Source organism: Pseudomonas sp. S2_B07, from assembly GCF_054668435.1.
The window spans coordinates 3,575,763-3,594,999 of sequence record NZ_CP162769.1; the positions used below are offsets into that span (position 1 = coordinate 3,575,763).

The 19,237-nt window shown below is 57.5% G+C and carries 18 protein-coding genes; 11 read left to right on the forward strand and 7 right to left on the reverse strand.

Annotated elements, in window-relative coordinates; all coding sequences use genetic code 11:
* Positions 1-6 precede the first annotated feature (6 nt).
* Complete coding sequence (trkA, locus tag AB4N43_RS16445) at positions 7-1,380, forward strand: Trk system potassium transporter TrkA (RefSeq protein ID WP_027926193.1); 1,374 nt, start codon at positions 7-9, stop codon at positions 1,378-1,380.
* 51 nt (positions 1,381-1,431) lie between these two features.
* Positions 1,432-1,749: a tetratricopeptide repeat protein gene (locus tag AB4N43_RS16450; RefSeq protein ID WP_172825961.1), complete on the forward strand. Its 318-nt coding sequence runs from the start codon at positions 1,432-1,434 to the stop codon at positions 1,747-1,749.
* Here the strand turns inward: AB4N43_RS16450 and AB4N43_RS16455 are convergent, their stop codons facing one another.
* The 3 genes from AB4N43_RS16455 to tag form a co-directional block, all read right to left on the reverse strand.
* Positions 1,750-1,989 (reverse strand): pilus assembly protein PilZ, encoded by a 240-nt coding sequence (locus AB4N43_RS16455; RefSeq protein WP_027926195.1) that lies wholly within the window; start codon positions 1,987-1,989, stop codon positions 1,750-1,752. It lies immediately after the preceding gene.
* Positions 1,990-2,061: 72 nt separating this feature from the next.
* Entirely contained in the window at positions 2,062-2,949 is an 888-nt protein-coding gene (locus AB4N43_RS16460) for a lysophospholipid acyltransferase (protein WP_027926196.1), read from the reverse strand.
* Between the two features lie 40 nt (positions 2,950-2,989).
* The gene (gene tag, locus AB4N43_RS16465; protein WP_460151724.1) at positions 2,990-3,547 is read right to left on the reverse strand and encodes a DNA-3-methyladenine glycosylase I; all 558 of its coding nucleotides are present in this window, start codon (positions 3,545-3,547) and stop codon (positions 2,990-2,992) included.
* A gap of 81 nt (positions 3,548-3,628) precedes the next feature.
* Between tag and glyQ the strand changes: the two genes are divergently transcribed.
* The 4 genes from glyQ (at position 3,629) to AB4N43_RS16485 (ending at position 8,035) form a co-directional block, all read left to right on the forward strand.
* Entirely contained in the window at positions 3,629-4,582 is a 954-nt protein-coding gene (glyQ, locus tag AB4N43_RS16470) for a glycine--tRNA ligase subunit alpha (protein ID WP_003213601.1), read from the forward strand.
* A complete protein-coding gene (gene glyS, locus AB4N43_RS16475; protein ID WP_027926198.1) occupies positions 4,579-6,633 on the forward strand; it encodes a glycine--tRNA ligase subunit beta in 2,055 nt (684 codons plus the stop codon). The genes glyQ and glyS overlap by 4 nt, the downstream gene beginning before the upstream one ends.
* A gap of 4 nt (positions 6,634-6,637) precedes the next feature.
* Positions 6,638-7,177, forward strand: coding sequence for a D-glycero-beta-D-manno-heptose 1,7-bisphosphate 7-phosphatase (gmhB, locus tag AB4N43_RS16480; RefSeq protein WP_172825962.1), 540 nt, complete (start codon positions 6,638-6,640; stop codon positions 7,175-7,177).
* A 78-nt stretch (positions 7,178-7,255) separates the two neighbouring features.
* Positions 7,256-8,035 carry a lysophospholipid acyltransferase family protein gene (locus AB4N43_RS16485; protein WP_194940518.1) on the forward strand — a complete coding sequence of 260 codons (780 nt, stop codon included), beginning with the start codon at positions 7,256-7,258 and terminating at the stop codon, positions 8,033-8,035.
* Between the two features lie 299 nt (positions 8,036-8,334).
* Here the strand turns inward: AB4N43_RS16485 and gyrB are convergent, their stop codons facing one another.
* From gyrB to dnaA, 4 genes are read right to left on the reverse strand one after another with little or no spacing between them, the layout of a single operon-like run.
* Positions 8,335-10,752: a DNA topoisomerase (ATP-hydrolyzing) subunit B gene (gene gyrB / locus AB4N43_RS16490; RefSeq protein WP_027926201.1), complete on the reverse strand. Its 2,418-nt coding sequence runs from the start codon at positions 10,750-10,752 to the stop codon at positions 8,335-8,337.
* A gap of 5 nt (positions 10,753-10,757) precedes the next feature.
* On the reverse strand, positions 10,758-11,861 hold the full coding sequence (gene recF, locus AB4N43_RS16495) for a DNA replication/repair protein RecF (RefSeq protein WP_008007898.1): 1,104 nt from the start codon (positions 11,859-11,861) through the stop codon (positions 10,758-10,760).
* Positions 11,862-11,881: 20 nt separating this feature from the next.
* Positions 11,882-12,985, reverse strand: a complete 1,104-nt coding sequence (dnaN, locus tag AB4N43_RS16500; RefSeq protein ID WP_017341709.1) for a DNA polymerase III subunit beta — start codon at positions 12,983-12,985, stop codon at positions 11,882-11,884.
* Positions 12,986-13,024: 39 nt separating this feature from the next.
* Positions 13,025-14,548 carry a chromosomal replication initiator protein DnaA gene (gene dnaA, locus AB4N43_RS16505; protein WP_027926202.1) on the reverse strand — a complete coding sequence of 508 codons (1,524 nt, stop codon included), beginning with the start codon at positions 14,546-14,548 and terminating at the stop codon, positions 13,025-13,027.
* A 564-nt stretch (positions 14,549-15,112) separates the two neighbouring features.
* Here dnaA and rpmH point away from each other — a divergent pair.
* The 5 genes from rpmH (at position 15,113) to mnmE (ending at position 19,041) form a co-directional block, all read left to right on the forward strand.
* Positions 15,113-15,247 carry a 50S ribosomal protein L34 gene (rpmH, locus tag AB4N43_RS16510; protein WP_003213577.1) on the forward strand — a complete coding sequence of 45 codons (135 nt, stop codon included), beginning with the start codon at positions 15,113-15,115 and terminating at the stop codon, positions 15,245-15,247.
* Between the two features lie 16 nt (positions 15,248-15,263).
* Positions 15,264-15,665: a ribonuclease P protein component gene (rnpA, locus tag AB4N43_RS16515; protein WP_027926203.1), complete on the forward strand. Its 402-nt coding sequence runs from the start codon at positions 15,264-15,266 to the stop codon at positions 15,663-15,665.
* On the forward strand, positions 15,658-15,903 hold the full coding sequence (yidD, locus tag AB4N43_RS16520; protein ID WP_077430980.1) for a membrane protein insertion efficiency factor YidD: 246 nt from the start codon (positions 15,658-15,660) through the stop codon (positions 15,901-15,903). The genes rnpA and yidD overlap by 8 nt, the downstream gene beginning before the upstream one ends.
* 2 nt (positions 15,904-15,905) lie before the next feature.
* Positions 15,906-17,591, forward strand: a complete 1,686-nt coding sequence (yidC, locus tag AB4N43_RS16525; RefSeq protein ID WP_027926204.1) for a membrane protein insertase YidC — start codon at positions 15,906-15,908, stop codon at positions 17,589-17,591.
* 79 nt (positions 17,592-17,670) lie between these two features.
* Positions 17,671-19,041, forward strand: a complete 1,371-nt coding sequence (gene mnmE, locus AB4N43_RS16530) for a tRNA uridine-5-carboxymethylaminomethyl(34) synthesis GTPase MnmE (protein WP_027926205.1) — start codon at positions 17,671-17,673, stop codon at positions 19,039-19,041.
* Positions 19,042-19,237: the final 196 nt, after the last annotated feature.

A 19,237-nucleotide genomic window follows, 5' to 3' on the forward strand; every position in this document is an offset into this window, starting at 1 on the left:
GACTGGATGAAAATCATCATCCTCGGTGCAGGGCAGGTCGGCGGTTCGCTGGCGGAGCACTTGGCCAGCGAAGCCAACGACATCACCGTGGTCGACACCGACGGCGATCGCCTGCGCGACCTCGGTGATCGGCTGGACATCCGCACTGTGCATGGTCGCGGCTCACTGCCGACAGTGCTGCGCCAGGCCGGCGCGGACGACGCCGACATGCTGGTGGCGGTGACCAACAGCGACGAAACCAACATGGTGGCCTGTCAGGTCGCCCACACGCTGTTCCACACACCGACCAAAATCGCTCGCGTGCGCGAAGCGGCGTACCTCACGCGCTCCGAATTGTTCGATAACGACGCGATCCCGGTGGATGTGCTGATCAGCCCGGAACAAGTGGTGACCAACTACATCAAGCGCCTGATCCAGCATCCGGGCGCCTTGCAGGTGATCGACTTTGCCGAAGGCAAAGCGCAACTGGTCGCGGTGAAGGCGTATTACGGCGGACCGCTGGTGGGTCAGCAGCTGCGGCAATTGCGCGAACACATGCCGAATGTCGAAACCCGCGTTGCCGCGATCTTCCGCCGTGACCGGCCGATTTTGCCCCAGGGTGACACCGTCATCGAGGCCGACGACGAAGTGTTTTTCATCGCCGCCAAGGACAATATCCGCGCGGTAATGAGCGAAATGCGCCGGCTGGATGAAACCTACAAACGCATCGTCATTGCCGGTGGCGGGCAGATCGGTGAGCGTCTGGCCGAGGCCATCGAAAGCCGTTATCAGGTGAAGATCATCGAGATGAACCCGGCCCGCTGTCGTCATCTCTCGGACACCCTCGACAGTACCGTGGTGTTGCAGGGCAGTGCGTCCGACCGCGATTTGCTGATGGAAGAGAACATCGCCGACGCCGATATTTTCCTGGCCCTGACCAACGATGACGAAGCCAACATCATGTCCTCGCTGCTGGCCAAGCGCCTGGGCGCGAAGAAGGTGATGACGATCATCAACAACCCGGCGTACGTGGATCTGATTCAGGGCGGCGACATCGACATCGCCATCAGCCCGCAACTGGCGACCATCGGCACCTTGCTGGCCCACGTGCGCCGTGGCGATATCGTCAGCGTGCACTCATTGCGCCGGGGCGCGGCAGAAGCCATTGAGGCGATTGCCCATGGTGATGCGAAGTCGAGCAAGGTGATTGGCAAGGCGATCGAGAACATTGGTCTGCCACCGGGAACGACGATTGGCGCGATTATTCGTGACGAGGAAGTGATCATTGCGCATGACGACACGGTGATCGAAACGGGGGACCATGTGATTTTGTTCCTTGTGGATAAAAAGCATATTCGGGATGTGGAGAAGCTGTTTCATGTGGGATTGAGCTTTTTCTAACCGATCATTCCCACACTCTGCGTGGGAACAATCGCTGACTGAGGGAAAACACTGATGCTCGAATCCCTGGAAAAAATGCTCGCCAAGGGTGTGGATAACTCATTGCTGCGCTTCGGCCTGGGCAAGGGTTATCTGGACCTTGGGGAAAACGCCAAGGCGGCCGAGCATTTCCAGCGCTGTGTCGAATTCGATCCGAAGTATTCAGCGGCCTGGAAGCTGTTGGGCAAGGCCCATCTGGCGCAGGAAGATTTCGCGGCAGCCCGGCAGGCATGGGAACAAGGTCTGGAAGCCGCCCGCGCCCATGGCGACAAGCAGGCAGAGAAGGAAATGACGGTGTTTCTGAAGAAACTCGAGCGCAACGCTCACTGATCAGAGGTAGCGCAGGCCTATCCCGTCGGCATCGACCTGAATCACTTCCATGCGCACACGCGGCGCACCTGTGGGTAAGTCTTGCACCTGCCCATACACCACCGCGCCTTTGGGTAACGACGACAGGCGCGGATGCTTGACATAGACACCCGTGGTCGACAGGTGGCGGGTCTGGCCCAGGCATTCGCCGAAGCTTTCATGGCTGATCTTGATGCGAAACGATTTGCGGTGTTCGGACATCTGCTGCGCCCTTTAATGAACAGCTGTGGATAACCCTGGCCCCAGAATTATCCACAGATCATGCCAACGTACTCAATACCAGCGTTCTTCACCCGGTGGACGCTTCTTGAAGCGCTTCATGCTCCACATGTATTGGCTGGGGTACGCCCGCACATAACGCTCGACCACTTGGCTCATGGCCGCGCAGGACGTCTCGGTATCCGTGCTGTACATGGCCTCAGGCGCCGCTTCCAGGATCACTTTGTACCCCGAACCGTCCGGCAAGCGCAGGGCATGCAGGAACACGCCGACCGCTTTGCCGCCGGCGAGCATGTTCGGCACAAACTTACTGGTCAGGGCCTGGGTGGCGAAGAAGGGCACGAAGATTCCGGCGGATTCGGCCGGTTCCGGGTCAGCGGGAATGCCCACTGCACCACCTTTGCGCACTTCCTTGATGACGCTGAGGATGCCTTCCTTGGTGGAAGCGGCCACCCGGTTGCCCAATTGCACCCGCTGTTTGCGCAGCAAATCATCCACAGCCTTCAACTTCGGTGGCCGGTAGAAAATGATCGGTTTGCACTGGCTGCAATAGAAGTGGTTCAGCACTTCCCAATTGCCCAGGTGGCTGGTGATACCCACGACCCCTTTCCCAGAGGCGAGGGCGTCCTTCAAGACGTCGAGGCCTTCGACTTCGCGCACCAGGTCAATGGAACGCTGGGCCGGCCAGATCCACGCGCAGGCGCTTTCGGTCAGGGACTTGCCGATGTCTTTCAGGCTCTGGCCGACCAGACGCTCACGCTCGGCCGGGTCCATCTCGGGGAAACACTTGGCGAGGTTGATCCGCACCACGTCGCGGGAACGGTTCGGGGTTTTCCACATGACCCAGCCAATCGCCGAGCCCACGGCCTGCACGGCCCGCCACGGGAGCAGGGCAAACAGCCGCAGAGCGCCTACCAGCAAGGCGCCTTTAAACTTATCCACAGGTCACTCCTGATTATGTGCTGTGCGCGAGGCGGCTATTCTAACCGCCGTTCGCCAAGGTCGCGTAGCGATCGCAATCCTGGGTGTGGTCCATGACCATGCCCGAGGCCTGCATCAGCGCGTAGCAAATGGTCGGCCCGACGAACGTGAAACCGGCCTTTTTCAGGCCTTTGCTCATCTCTACCGCCACTGGCGTGACCGCCGGGACTTCGGTGCGATCCTTGAAATGATTGATCACCGGCATGCCGCCAACGAAGGACCAGAGAAACGCCACCGGGTCCTCCAGCGCCAGCCAGGCCTGGGCATTGCGCCGGGCGGCATTGAGTTTGAGGCGGTTGCGGATGATGCCAGGATCGAGCATCAATTCATCGATTTCCGCGTCGCTCATTTGCGCCACGCGCTGTACGTCGAAGCCGAACAGCACCTCGCGATAACGCTCACGTTTACGCAAGACCGTGATCCATGAGAGGCCGGCCTGGAACCCTTCGAGCAAAAGCAACTCGAACAATCCCTGCGCATCGCGTAGCGGCGTGCCCCACTCCTGGTCGTGATAAGCCATGTACAGCGGATCTTCGGAACACCAAAAGCAGCGTGGCATAAGGCTCCAGGGGGCGTGCGCAGCAATGAATCGGGTATACTCCCGCTCTTTAAATCGCAGCCCAAGAAACAGGTGAATTTCGTGAGCCAGCCTACGCCAGCCGTGCGTACCTTCCAAGACTTGATCCTCGCGCTCCAGCAATACTGGGCCGAGCAAGGTTGTGTGGTACTTCAGCCCTACGATATGGAAGTAGGCGCCGGCACTTTCCACACTGCCACATTCCTGCGGGCCATTGGCCCGGAAACCTGGAACGCCGCTTATGTGCAGCCCAGTCGTCGCCCGACTGACGGCCGCTACGGCGAAAACCCGAACCGTCTGCAGCACTACTACCAGTTCCAGGTGGTATTGAAGCCGAACCCGGACAACTTCCAGGAACTGTACCTGGGCTCCCTCAAGCACGTCGGCCTGGACCCGTTGGTCCACGACATTCGCTTCGTCGAAGACAACTGGGAATCGCCGACCCTGGGCGCCTGGGGTCTGGGTTGGGAAGTCTGGCTCAACGGCATGGAAGTGACGCAGTTCACTTACTTCCAGCAAGCGGGCGGCATCGAATGCTACCCGGTGACCGGCGAGATCACCTACGGTCTGGAGCGTCTGGCCATGTACCTGCAAGGCGTAGACTCGGTCTACGACCTGGTCTGGGCTGACGGTCCGTTCGGCAAAGTGACCTATGGCGACGTGTTCCACCAGAACGAAGTGGAGCAGTCGACCTACAACTTCGAACACGCCAACGTCGAGAAGCTGTTCGAACTGTTCGACTTCTATGAAAGCGAAGCCAAGCGCCTGATCGAACTCGACCAGCCGCTGCCGTTGCCGAGCTACGAAATGGTGTTGAAGGCTTCCCATACCTTCAACCTGCTGGATGCGCGCCGGGCAATTTCGGTGACTGCGCGTCAGCAATACATTCTGCGTGTACGCACCCTGGCGCGTTCCGTTGCGCAAGCCTACCTGCTGGCTCGCGCCAAGCTGGGCTTCCCGATGGCGACCCCGGACCTGCGTGATGAAGTACTGGCCAAGCTGGAGGCTGCACAATGAGTGCTCTGGATTTTCTGGTTGAACTGGGCACTGAAGAACTGCCACCCAAAGCCCTGAACACCCTGGCCGAGGCGTTCCTCGCCGGTATCGACAAGGGCCTGCAAGCTGCCGGCCTGAACTACGAGACCAAAACGGTCTATGCCGCGCCGCGTCGCCTGGCCGTGCTGATCACCTCGCTGGCCACCCAGCAACCGGATCGCAGCATCAACCTCGATGGCCCGCCACGTCAGGCGGCGTTCGATGCCGAAGGCAACCCGACCCAGGCAGCACTGGGTTTTGCCAAGAAGTGCGGTGTCGAGCTGAGCGAAATCGATCAGAGCGGTCCAAAACTGCGTTACAGCCAAAGCATCGCCGGCAAGCCGACTGCGAGCCTGCTGCCGACCATCGTCGAAGATTCGCTGAACGACCTGCCGATCCCGAAACGCATGCGTTGGGGCGCTCGCAAGGAAGAATTCGTTCGTCCGACCCAGTGGCTGGTGATGCTGCTCGGTGACGAAGTCATCGATTGCACCATCCTCGCCCAGAAGGCTGGCCGTGATTCCCGTGGTCACCGCTTCCATCACCCGCAAAACGTACGCATCACCTCGCCGGCCAATTACCTCGCCGACTTGCGTGCCGCGTACGTCCTGGCCGATGCCAACGAACGTCGCGACATCATCAGCAAGCGCACCGAAGAACTGGCTACCCGCCAGGAAGGCACGGCGATTGTTCCGCCGGCGCTGCTCGACGAAGTGACCGCGCTGGTCGAATGGCCAGTGCCGCTGGTGTGCTCGTTCGAAGAGCGTTTCCTCGATGTGCCGCAAGAAGCACTGATCACCACCATGCAGGACAACCAGAAGTATTTCTGCCTGCTGGATGCCGATGGCAAGTTGCTGCCCCGTTTCATTACCGTGGCCAACATCGAAAGCAAAGATCCGCAGCAGATCATCGCCGGTAACGAGAAAGTGGTTCGCCCACGCCTGACCGACGCCGAGTTCTTCTTCAAGCAAGACAAGAAGCAGAAACTCGAAGACTTCAACCTGCGCCTGCAAAACGTGGTGTTCCAGGAAAAACTCGGCAGCGTCTACGACAAGGCCGAGCGCGTTTCCAAACTCGCTGCGTTCATCGCGCAACGCATTGGCGGCAACGCTGCATGGGCTTCCCGTGCCGGCCTGTTGTCCAAGTGCGACCTGGCGACCGAGATGGTCGGTGAGTTCCCGGAGATGCAAGGTGTCGCCGGTTACTACTACGCCCTCAACGACGGCGAGCCGGAAGAAGTCGCCCTGGCGCTGAACGAGCAGTACATGCCGCGCGGTGCCGGTGCTGAACTGCCGACCACCCTGACCGGTGCGGCCGTGGCCATCGCCGACAAGCTCGACACGCTGGTGGGTATTTTCGGTATCGGCATGCTACCAACGGGTAGCAAAGACCCGTACGCCTTGCGCCGTGCTGCACTCGGCGTGCTGCGTATCCTGATCGACAAGAAACTCGATCTGGACCTGAACGACGCCGTGGCTTTCGCCGTGAATGCGTTCGGTGCCAAGATCAAGGCCGCCGGCCTCAACGACGCGGTGCTGGAGTTCGTCTTCGACCGTCTGCGTGCCCGTTACGAAGACGAGGGTGTAGACGTTGCGACTTACCTGTCGGTGCGTGCCCTGAAGCCGGGTTCGGCACTGGACTTCGACCAACGTGTACAAGCGGTAGAAGCTTTCCGCAAATTGCCGGAAGCCGCGGCCCTGGCTGCGGTGAACAAGCGCGTATCGAACTTGCTGAGCAAGGTCGAAGGCTCCGTTCCAACGGTGGTTGAAGCCAAGTACTTCGACAATGCCAACGAGTTTTCCCTGTATTCGGCGATCCAGCAGGCAGACCAGGCTGTCCAGCCGATGGCTGCTGCGCGTCAGTACAGCGAATCGCTGGCACGCCTGGCCGCCTTGCGCGAGCCGGTGGATGCGTTCTTCGAAGCGGTAATGGTCAACGCGGAAGATGCCAAGGTCCGCGCCAACCGTTATGCGTTGCTGGCGCGTCTGCGTGGGCTGTTCCTCGGCGTCGCTGATATTTCGCTGCTGAGCTAAGGGGTTGCTGTTGAAACTGCTGATTCTCGATCGCGACGGGGTGATCAATTACGACTCCGACGCTTACATCAAGTCGGTGGAGGAGTGGATTCCACTCCCCGGTTCGATCGAAGCCATCGCGCAGTTGAGCAAGGCCGGCTGGACGGTAGCGGTCGCTACCAACCAGTCGGGCATCGCTCGCGGCTATTACGACATCGCCACTCTGGACGCCATGCACGAGCGCTTGCGCGCGCTGGTGGCGGAGCAGGGCGGTGAAGTCGGCCTGATCGTCTATTGCCCGCACGGGCCGAACGACGGCTGCGATTGCCGCAAGCCGAAACCCGGGATGCTGAAAGCCATCGCCGAGCATTACAACGTGTCGCTGACCAATCTCTGGTTCGTCGGCGACAGCCTTGGTGACCTGGAAGCCGCCAAAGCCGTCGATTCTCAGCCAGTTTTGGTAAAGACCGGGAAAGGCGAAAAGACTTTCGGCAAGACCCTACCGGTAGGCACCTTGATTTTTGACGATCTGGCGGCGATTGCCGCAGAACTTATCCACAATTAAAGTGCTTCGATTGTTCCGATTAAGGACTGATCGGGAGTGCGCTTATAGACGGGCAGAGCCCGCACGGTAAACGTCACCATGTCGATACTGCAGGCCATCAGAACGTTCCTCTTTTATCTGTTGCTGGGCACCAGCTCTTTGCTTTGGTGCAGCCTGAGCTTTTTCATCGCGCCGTTTCTGCCGTTCAAGGCGCGATATCGCTTCATTAATGTGTACTGGTGCCGCTGCGCCTTGTGGCTGAGCAAAGTGTTCCTGGGCATCAGCTACGAAGTGAAGGGCGCCGAGAACGTGCCTGACCAGCCCTGCGTGATTCAATCGAACCACCAGAGCACCTGGGAGACGTTCTTTCTCTCTGCTTACTTCGAACCGTTGAGCCAGGTGCTCAAGCGTTCATTGCTTTACGTACCTTTCTTCGGCTGGGCTATGGCCATGCTGCGACCGATTGCCATCGACCGCGACAATCCGAAAGCCGCGCTCAAGCATGTGGCAAAGAAGGGCGATGAGCTGCTCAAGGATGGTGTCTGGGTGCTGATCTTCCCTGAGGGGACGCGCGTTCCTTTTGGCACCATCGGCAAGTTCTCACGCGGTGGCACCGCGTTGGCCGTCAACGCCGAGCTTCCTGTACTGCCGATTGCGCACAATGCGGGCAAGTTCTGGCCTAAAACTGGTTGGGCAAAGAAGCAGGGTGTCATCACCGTAATCATCGGCGAACCGATGTACGCCGTGGGCAGCGGGCCTCGCGCCATCGCCGATCTGAACGACCGGGTACAAGCCTGGAACGAGCAGATGCAACGGGAAATGGGGTCGCTGCCAGCAGCCCCGGCGGCACCGACTTCGACGGATCAAGTGGCTGTCTGAGATTCTGTGGATAACCTGTGTACCGTTTTATCGAAAAACAGCGATATCGTTTTATAAGTTAATGATTTATATACATATTTCTTAAACACATAAAACGCAGAAAATGGTGCATAAGTTTTTTCGGGCGCAAAAAAACCGGCGGATATAGCCGGTTTTTTTATGCCTGAAATTTGCAGTTTTCCACACTATGTACTAAGGGGAATGACGCTGGTAATTCGGCATGATTCCGTACGAATTGCAGATAATAAAAAAGGCCAACGCTGAGCGTTGGCCTTTTTTGGTTTGGCAGGTTCGCTGGATCAGAAATCCAGGTTGGAAACCGCCAGGGCGTTGCTTTCGATGAAGTCACGGCGAGGTTCGACCGCATCACCCATCAGGGTGTTGAAGATCTGGTCTGCGCCAATGGCGTCTTCGATAGTCACTTTGAGCATCCGGCGCTGTGCTGGGTCCATGGTGGTTTCCCACAGCTGATCCGGGTTCATCTCGCCCAGACCTTTGTATCGCTGGATGGTGTGACGCTTGGTGCTTTCAGCCATCAGCCATTCAAGGGCTTCCTTGAACTCGGTGACCGGCTTCTTGCGCTCGCCACGCTGGATGTACGCACCGTCGTCCAACAAGGTGCTCAGTTGAGCGCCCAGCGAAACAACCGTGCGGTAATCGTTGCTGCCGAAGAAGTCGCGGTTGAAGGTGACGTAGTTCGACAGGCCGTGGGAGATCAGTTCGACCTCTGGCAGCCAGACGTTACGTTCACGGTCTTCACGCAGGCTGGCTTTGTAGACCAGGCCAGACTTCTCGACGGTGCGCAGGCGAACTTCGTACTGAGCCAGCCAATCCTGCATCGCTGCATGATCGGACAGTTGATCCATGCTCACTGCTGGCAGGTAGATGAAGTGCTCGGTCAGCTCCTGTGGATACAGGCGCGACAGACGCTTGAGGGTCTTCATCACCAGACGGAAGTCATTCACCAGGCGCTCAAGCGCTTCACCGGAGATGCCCGGGGCTTCTTCGTTCAGGTGCAGGCTCGCGTCTTCCAGGGCCGACTGCGTCATGTACTCTTCCATGGCGTCGTCGTCTTTGATGTATTGCTCTTGCTTGCCTTTCTTGACCTTGTACAGCGGCGGCTGAGCGATGTAGATGTAGCCACGCTCGATCAGCTCCGGCAACTGACGGAAGAAGAAGGTCAGCAGCAGGGTACGGATGTGCGAACCGTCGACGTCAGCATCGGTCATGATGATGATGTTGTGATAACGCAGCTTGTCGATGTTGTACTCGTCGCGGCCGATGCCACAGCCCAGCGCGGTGATCAAGGTGCCTACTTCTTGCGAAGAGATCATCTTGTCGAAACGCGCCTTCTCGACGTTCAGGATCTTGCCCTTCAGCGGCAGGATAGCCTGGGTGCGGCGGTTACGTCCCTGCTTGGCGGAGCCGCCAGCAGAGTCACCTTCCACAAGGTACAGTTCGGACAGGGCAGGGTCTTTTTCCTGGCAGTCAGCCAGTTTGCCCGGCAGGCCGGCGATATCCAGCGCGCCTTTACGACGGGTCATTTCACGGGCTTTACGCGCCGCTTCACGCGCACGAGCCGCGTCGATCATCTTGCCGACGACCAGTTTGGCTTCGTTCGGGTTTTCCAGCAGGAAGTCGGAGAAGTACTTGCCCATTTCCTGTTCGACCGCGGTCTTCACTTCGGAAGAAACCAGCTTGTCTTTGGTCTGGGAGCTGAACTTCGGATCCGGTACTTTCACCGAAATAATCGCGGTCAGGCCTTCACGGGCATCGTCACCGGTGGTCGCGACTTTATGCTTCTTCGCCAGACCTTCAGCTTCGATGTAGGTGTTCAGGTTACGCGTCAGTGCGGAACGGAAACCCACCAGGTGAGTACCGCCATCGCGCTGTGGAATGTTGTTGGTGAAGCACAACAGGTTCTCGTTGAAGCTGTCGTTCCACTGCAGGGCGATTTCAACGCCGATGCCGTCTTCACGCTGGATGTTGAAGTGGAACACCTGGTTGACCGCAGTCTTGTTGGTGTTCAGGTATTCAACGAACGCACGCAGGCCGCCTTCGTACTTGAACAGCTCTTCCTTGCCGCTGCGCTCATCCTTGAGGACGATGCCGACACCGGAGTTGAGAAATGACAGTTCACGAATCCGCTTGGCCAGGATATCCCAGCTGAAGTGGATGTTCTTGAAGGTTTCAGCCGATGGCTTGAAGTGGATCTGGGTGCCCGTGGTTTCGCTCTCGCCAACGATTTTCATCGGCTCTTGCGGAACACCGTGGACGTAAGTCTGTTCCCAGATCTTGCCGCTGCGGCGAACGGTCAGGATCAGTTCTTTGGACAGTGCGTTCACTACCGACACACCTACACCGTGCAGACCGCCGGATACTTTGTAGGAGTTGTCGTCGAACTTACCGCCGGCGTGCAGCACGGTCATGATGACCTCGGCTGCCGAAACGCCTTCTTCTTTGTGCACGTCTACCGGGATGCCACGGCCGTTGTCGCGAACGGTGATGGACTCATCCGGGTGAATGATGATGCTGATGTCGTCGCAGTGGCCGGCGAGAGCTTCGTCGATCGAGTTATCGACCACTTCGAACACCATGTGGTGCAGACCGCTGCCATCGTCGGTGTCACCAATGTACATACCGGGACGTTTGCGTACGGCATCCAGGCCTTTCAGCACTTTAATGCTCGTTGAGTCGTACGTATTTTCTTCGCTCAATGCCTTCACTCCCGATGGTCGTGGGTCTGGGTGATACGGCCCTGTTCCACGTGGAACAAAGCGACTGGCGTTTCCGTCTGCCAGCCTTCCCTCAATAATTCGTGATCTACACAGGTGATAAAGACCTGGCAGCGTAAGTCTTCCAGCAAGCGGCAAAGCGCGCGTCGGTGGTGCTCGTCCAATTCGGACGGCAAGTCATCCACCAGATAAATACACTGTCCGCGTCGGGCCTGGCTCACCAAGTGCCCTTGGGCAATCCGCAATGCACAGACCACCAATTTCTGCTGACCCCGGGACAAGATGTCCGCGGCATTATGTGCGCCCAGTCTGAGACGCAAATCAGCGCGTTGTGGTCCGGCCTGGGTGTGACCCATTTGCTGGTCCCGTTGAAGGGACCCAGCGAGTACGGCACTCAGTTCGCGGTCTTTGTCCCAGCCTCGGTAATAGCTGAGGGTCAAGCCTTCAAGCTCGACCAGTTCGCTCAAGGTCTGTTCAAAGACTGGTTTCAAGGCTTTGATGTAAGCGCGGCGGTATTCATCGATTTCAGCGCTGGCCTGGCACAGTTCCCTGTCCCAAACCGCTTGCGAAACGGCGTCAAGTGTACCATGTCGCAGCCAAGAGTTTCTCTGGCGCAGCGCCTTCTGCAAGCGCTGCCAGGTGGACATGAATCGCGGTTCCACATGGAATACGCCCCAGTCGAGAAACTGTCGGCGAATCTTCGGCGCGCCTTCAAGCAAGCGGAAACTGTCAGGGTTGATCAGCTGGAGTGGCAGGATCTCCGCCAGTTGCGCCGCGCTTCGGGCGTTCTGGCCATCGATGCGGATCTGAAATTCGCCCTGACGGTCGCGTGAAATACCTAACGCGCTGTGTCCACCCTCAGCCAATTCAACCTGGCCAAACACCGTACACGCCAATTGCTCGTACTGGATGACCGGCAACAGACGGCTGCTACGAAACGAACGGGCAAGCCCCAGCAGATGAATGGCTTCCAGAACACTGGTTTTGCCGCTGCCGTTGGCGCCGTAAAGAATGTTGATTCGGGGGGAGGGGGAGAAGGTCACCGGGTGCAAATTGCGCACCGCGGTGACCGAGACGCGACTTAGCGACATCTAGCTTCTGCTGAACATGATTACAGGCGCATCGGCATGACAACGTAAGCCGAGTCGTCGTTGTCGGATTCCTGCACCAGCGCACTGCTGTTGGAATCGGACAGGATCAGGCGAACTTGCTCAGTGGTCATCACGCCCAGTACGTCGAGCAGATAGCTGACGTTGAAGCCGATTTCCAGATTGCCGCCGTTGTATTCAACGCCCACTTCTTCTTCCGCTTCTTCCTGCTCCGGGTTGTTCGCCTGGATTTTCAGCTGACCGTTAGCCAGTTGCAGACGGATGCCACGGTACTTCTCGTTGGACAGAATCGCAGTACGGCTGAAAGCTTCACGCAGCGCCTGACGGTCGCCGAGTACCAGCTTGTCTCCGCCTTTTGGCAGAACACGCTCGTAATCCGGGAATTTGCCGTCGACCAGTTTCGAGGTGAAGGTGAACTCGCCGGTGGTCGCGCGGATGTGGTGCTGACCCAGGACGATGCTGACGATGCCGTCCGGTTCGGTCAGCAGGCGTGCCAGCTCAAGGATACCCTTGCGCGGAACGATGACCTGATGGCGATCCGGCTGACCGATATCGGCCTGCATCGAACACATGGCCAGACGGTGACCGTCGGTGGCAACAGCACGGATGATCCCGGCCGAAACTTCAAGCAGCATACCGTTCAGGTAATAACGAACGTCCTGCTGGGCCATGGCGAAGCTGGTACGTTCGATCAGACGACGCAGTTTGCTTTGTTCCAGGCTGCAGGTCAGCGAGCCCGGGCCTTCTTCCACTGTCGGGAAATCATTGGCCGGCAGGGTCGACAGCGTGAAGCGGCTACGACCAGCCTTGACCACCAGCTTCTGCTCATCGACCTTGATGTCGATCAGCGCATCGTTCGGCAGGCTCTTGCAGATGTCCATCAGCTTGCGCGCAGGCACGGTGATGGAACCTGGGTCTGCCGGCTCTTCAAGTTGCACACGACCGACCAGCTCGACTTCCAGGTCAGTACCGGTCAGCGACAATTGCTGGCCTTCGACAACCAGCAGCACGTTGGAGAGCACCGGCAAGGTCTGTCGGCGCTCAACGACGCCTGCGACCAGTTGCAGGGGTTTCAACAGGGCTTCGCGTTGAATGGTGAAATGCATGGTCTAGTCCCTTGCCTTAATAAGCTGCGCTGGTGTTCATCAAGTGGTCAGTGTACGCAGCAGGTTCTTGTAGTCCTCGCGGATGTCCGCGTCGGATTCCTTAAGCTCGTTGATCTTGCGACAGGCGTGCAAAACAGTCGTGTGGTCGCGGCCGCCAAACACATCGCCGATTTCCGGCAGGCTGTGGTTAGTCAACTCTTTGGACAATGCCATTGCAACCTGACGCGGACGTGCGACCGAGCGTGAACGACGCTTGGACAGCAAGTCGGAGATCTTGATCTTGTAGTACTCGGCGACTGTGCGCTGAATGTTATCCACAGAGACCAGTTTGTCTTGCAGCGCCAACAAGTCTTTCAGGGATTCGCGAATCAGCTCGATGGTGATGTCGCGTCCCATGAAGTGCGAGTGGGCGATCACGCGTTTCAGCGCGCCTTCCAGCTCACGGACGTTGGAGCGAATACGCTGGGCAATGAAGAACGCCGCGTCATGTGGCAGATCGACTTTGGCCTGGTCGGCCTTTTTCATCAAGATCGCCACGCGGGTTTCCAGCTCCGGCGGCTCGACGGCAACCGTCAGACCCCAGCCAAAGCGGGATTTCAAACGCTCTTCAAGGCCTTCGATTTCTTTCGGGTAACGGTCACTGGTGAGAATGACCTGCTGGCCACCTTCAAGCAGGGCGTTGAAGGTGTGGAAAAACTCTTCCTGCGAACGTTCCTTGCGGGCGAAGAATTGAATGTCATCGATGAGCAACGCATCCACCGAACGGTAGAAACGCTTGAACTCGTTGATGGCATTCAGTTGCAGCGCCTTGACCATGTCGGCCACGAAACGCTCCGAATGCAGGTAAACGACCTTGGCATTCGGGTTCTTCTTTAATAGGTGATTACCCACAGCGTGCATCAAGTGGGTTTTACCCAAGCCGACGCCACCATAAAGGAAAAGCGGGTTGTAACCGTGCTTGGGATTGTCTGCCACCTGCCAGGCCGCGGCCCGGGCCAGTTGGTTCGACTTACCTTCGACGAAGTTTTCGAAGGTGAAGGTGCGGTTCAGGTAACTGGTGTGCTTGAGCGCGCCTTCGACCTGCACCGTGCGTTGCTCGGAGCGAACCGGAGCTTGCTGCGAACTGGCGCCGGCCATCGGGTCGAAGCTGTCACGAGACGGCTCTTCATTGATCTCGGCCACTTTTTGCGTCGCACGCTTGGTCGGTGCGTTGGCAATCGATGCTGGCGCCGGAGCGCTGACAGGTGCTTGAGCAGCTTGAGCCTGAGATGCAGCGGCAGCCAACGGCGCGTTAGGCGCAGCTCGCGGTGTCGAACTGCGTTTGCTGCCTATTAATAAGGACAGCACCGGCGCCATGCCGTTGCCATGCTCATCCAGCAGTTCAAGAACACGGCCCAGGTACTTTTCGTTGACCCAGTCGAGAACAAAGCGATTCGGTGCGTAGACACGCAACTCGTCGCCTTCGGCTTCGACCTGTAGTGGACGGATCCAAGTGTTGAATTGTTGGGCAGGCAGCTCTTCGCGCAAAAGCTCCACGCACTGCTGCCAAAGTTCCACTGACACGGATATCCCCTAAGTTGAAAGCCGGTGAGGCAAAAACAAGCGGCCATTGTAACGACCAGACGCCGACTTATCCACACGAGGTGGAGCACTGACCGAGAAGAATCAACGTTTTATACGCAAAAAAGACGACCAGCGGTCTGTGCATAAGCTCTGTGGATAACCGGGTCTAAGGTCGTTGCACAAGTGGGGGGAAACTCGGTGGATAACCAGCCTGTGGATAACAAGCTGTTTCACACACAGGTTATCCGACAGCGCAGCACAGGCTGCCCCCTGTTTCCCACGGTAGTTGTCATTCTCTGTACAGCCCGTAGTAGAAGGCCTGAAGGCACTTATCCACAGATGACCGCCTGCCTAGCTTTTATAAGCTTTACAGAAAAGCTTTAAATAATTCCTTTCTTATTTCTATTTCTAACGAGGGGTTAATCACGAACAAAACCTCTGGAGATCTATTTATAAGGAAACGCTGGTTGGAAATTGACCTAGAGGCTTGCTTTCTCTAGAATCCCCGGTCTCTTAAAACGGGGGCCATTCCGGCCCGTTGTGGACGAACCAGGTAACACGACAATGAAACGTACTTTCCAACCAAGCACTATCAAACGCGCTCGTACCCACGGTTTCCGTGCTCGCATGGCTACCAAGAACGGTCGTGCCGTCCTGTCGCGTCGTCGCGCCAAAGGTCGTGCGCGTCTGGCAGTTTGATAATCCGGCACTGGAGGTGAGTCAGGACTTCAGTCGGGAAAAGCGTCTGCTTACTCCCCGGCATTTCAAGGCAGTCTTTGACTCCCCTACCGGCAAGGTTCCGGGGAAAAATCTCCTGCTCCTTGCGCGCAACAACGATCTTGATCACCCCCGTCTCGGGTTGGTTATCGGGAAAAAGAGCGTAAAGCTCTCCGTCGAGCGCAATCGCCTCAAACGTCTGATGCGCGAATCGTTCCGTCTGCACCAGGATTCACTGGTCGGCTGGGACATCGTTATCGTCGCGCGCAAAGGTTTGGGTGACGTAGAAAACCCCGAATTGATTCAGCATTTCGGCAAACTCTGGAAGCGTCTGGCACGCAGCACGCCAGTACCAGCAGTCAAAACCGAAACTGTAGGGGTAGACAGTCCCGATGCGTAAACTGGCACTCGTTCCGATCCAGTTTTATCGCTATGCCATTAGTCCCCTGATGGCCAACCACTGTCGCTTCTACCCCAGTTGTTCCTGCTACGCGTTAGAGGCCATAGAAAATCATGGTCTTCTGCGCGGTGGCTGGCTGGCCTTTCGTCGTTTAGGTCGCTGTCATCCGTGGAATCCCGGTGGTTATGACCCGGTTCCACCTATCCCTACCTCCCGTTCTTCTTCGATGGCCGAGTAATCATGGATATCAAACGCACGATCCTGATCGTCGCCCTGGCAATCGTGTCCTACGTTATGGTTCTTAAATGGAACCAGGACTATGGTCAGGCTGCCCTGCCGACTCAGAATGTTGCTTCCAGTACTACCGCACCGGGCCTACCGGATTCGGCTACTGGCAATAATGCTTCTGTCAGTGACGACATTCCACGCGCCGCAAGCGATACCAGTGCTACAGCACCTGCTGAAACTCCAGTAGCTGCAAGCAAAGACCTCATCCAGATCAAAACGGATGTGCTCAACCTGGCCATCGATCCACAAGGTGGTGATGTTGCCCAGCTGACGCTGCCGCTGTATCCACGTCGCCAGGACCATCCGGAAATCCCGTTCCAGTTGTTCGATAACGGCAACGAGCGGACTTATCTGGCTCAAAGCGGTTTGATCGGCACCGACGGTCCGGACGCAAGTCCTGCCGGTCGTCCGGTTTACGCTTCGGAGAAGAAGGTTTATCAACTGGCTGACGGTCAGGACCAATTGGTCGTAGACCTGAAGTTCAGCAAGGACGGCGTCAACTACATCAAGCGTTTCACACTGAAACGCGGCCTGTATGACGTAACTGTTTCTTACCTGATCGACAACGAAAGTGCCAAGCCTTGGTCGGGTGCGATGTTCGCCCAGCTGAAGCGTGACGCCAGCTCCGATCCTTCTTCCAGCACTGCCACCGGCACCGCCACTTACCTGGGCGCCGCCCTGTGGACCAGTAACGAGCCGTACAAGAAAGTGTCGATGAAAGACATGGACAAGGCTCAGCTGAAAGAAACCGTCAATGGGGGTTGGGTTGCCTGGTTGCAACACTACTTCGTGACCGCTTGGATTCCGGCGAAGGGCGAAAACAATGTCGTCCAGACCCGTAAAGACAGCAAAGGCAACTACATCATCGGCTATACCGCCCCGGCATTGACGGTTGCGCCAGGTGCTAAAGCTGAAGTGAGCGCCGTTCTGTACGCCGGCCCGAAAAGCCAGGCTGTGCTGAAACAGTTGTCCCCAGGTCTGGAACTGACCGTCGACTACGGCATCCTGTGGTTCATTGCCCAGCCAATTTTCTGGTTGCTGCAACATATCCACGCCATCGTCGGCAACTGGGGCTGGTCGATCATTTTCCTGACCATGCTGATCAAGGGTTTGTTCTTCCCACTGTCGGCTGCCAGCTACAAATCCATGGCGCGCATGCGTGCAGTGGCCCCGAAACTGGCCGCGCTGAAAGAGCAACATGGCGATGACCGGCAGAAAATGTCGCAAGCCATGATGGAGCTGTACAAGAAAGAGAAGATCAATCCGCTGGGTGGTTGCTTGCCAATCCTCGTGCAGATGCCGGTTTTCCTTTCGCTGTACTGGGTTCTGCTGGAAAGCGTTGAAATGCGCCAAGCGCCGTTCATGCTGTGGATTACTGACCTGTCGATCAAGGATCCGTTCTTCATTCTGCCGATCATCATGGGCGCAACCATGTTCATCCAGCAGCAGTTGAACCCGACACCACCGGATCCGATGCAGGCCAAGGTGATGAAGCTGATGCCAATCATCTTCACCTTCTTCTTCCTGTGGTTCCCGGCTGGTCTGGTGCTGTACTGGGTAGTGAACAACTGCCTGTCCATCACTCAACAGTGGTACATCACTCGTAAAATCGAACGGGCTACCAAAGCAGCCGCTTGATTTACACTGTGGATAACCACTCAAAACGCCCCCTAGTGGGGCGTTTTGCTATCTGTCACTTTTGTCTGGATACCGGTTTATGAGCGTTCCTCGTGAAACCATCGCAGCCGTTGCTACCGCTCAAGGTCGCGGCGGTGTGGGCATCGTCCGTATTTCCGGGCCGTTGGCGAGCCTTGCGGCCAAGGCCATCAGCGGTCGGGAATTGAAACCCCGGTTTGCCCATTACGGCCCGTTCCTCAGTGAGAACGAAGAGGTGCTGGACGAAGGCATTGCGCTTTATTTCCCGGGGCCGAACTCCTTCACCGGCGAAGACGTGCTTGAACTGCAGGGCCATGGCGGGCCGATTGTTCTGGATATGTTGCTCAAGCGTTGTCTGGAACTGGGCTGTCGCCTCGCCCGTCCCGGTGAATTCAGCGAGCGCGCCTTCCTCAATGACAAACTCGACCTGGCTCAGGCTGAAGCCATTGCTGACTTGATCGAGGCGAGTTCTGCACAAGCGGCACGAAATGCGCTGCGTTCCTTGCAAGGCGCATTTTCCCAGCGTGTGCATAACCTGACCGAGCAGCTGATAGGCCTGCGTATCTATGTCGAAGCGGCCATCGACTTCCCTGAAGAAGAAATCGACTTCCTGGCTGATGGTCATGTCTTGGCCATGCTCGACAAAGTGCGCGATGAATTATCCACAGTACTTCGCGAAGCCGGGCAAGGCGCCTTGCTGCGTGACGGCATGACCGTGGTGATTGCCGGTCGGCCGAATGCCGGTAAATCCAGCCTGTTGAATGCTCTGGCGGGTCGGGAAGCAGCGATCGTGACCGAAATTGCCGGCACAACCCGGGACATCCTGCGCGAACATATCCACATTGATGGCATGCCGCTGCACGTGGTGGATACCGCGGGTCTGCGAGATACCGACGATCACGTGGAAAAAATTGGCGTAGAACGCGCACTGAAAGCCATCGGCGAAGCGGATCGCGTGTTATTGGTCGTCGATGCAACGGCGCCTGAAGCGTTGGACCCCTTCGCTTTGTGGCCGGAATTCCTCGAAATCCGCCCGGATCCAGCGAAAGTCACGCTGATTCGTAACAAGGCTGATCTGACGGGGGAAGCCATTGCCCTGGAAGTCAGTGAAGATGGCCACGTCACCATCAGCCTGAGTGCCAAGTCTGCTGGCGAAGGCCTGGAGTTACTGCGCGACCATCTGAAGGCCTGCATGGGTTACGAGCAGACGTCGGAAAGTAGCTTCAGCGCACGCAGGCGTCACCTTGAGGCCCTGCGTCATGCCAGTGCATCCCTTGAGCATGGCCGCTCGCAATTGACCCTGGCCGGTGCTGGCGAGCTGTTGGCCGAGGATTTGCGTCAGGCGCAGCACTCGCTGGGTGAAATCACCGGTGCATTCAGCTCCGATGACCTGTTGGGACGAATCTTTTCCAGCTTCTGCATCGGTAAATAACCCTTTCGCTGTTCACAGACAGGCCATTCGCGCCTGTCTGTCCTCTCTTTTTAAAAAATCGTCCCTCAGTGCCGAGCAGATAATGTCTGCTTGAGCGGTTTTCCTTCGCCCGGAATTAACCCGATACGCGCTTTTCTGTGGATTAAGCCCTGTGAATAACTGCCACTAAGGGCAGTTGATAACAGGGCCTGAAAAC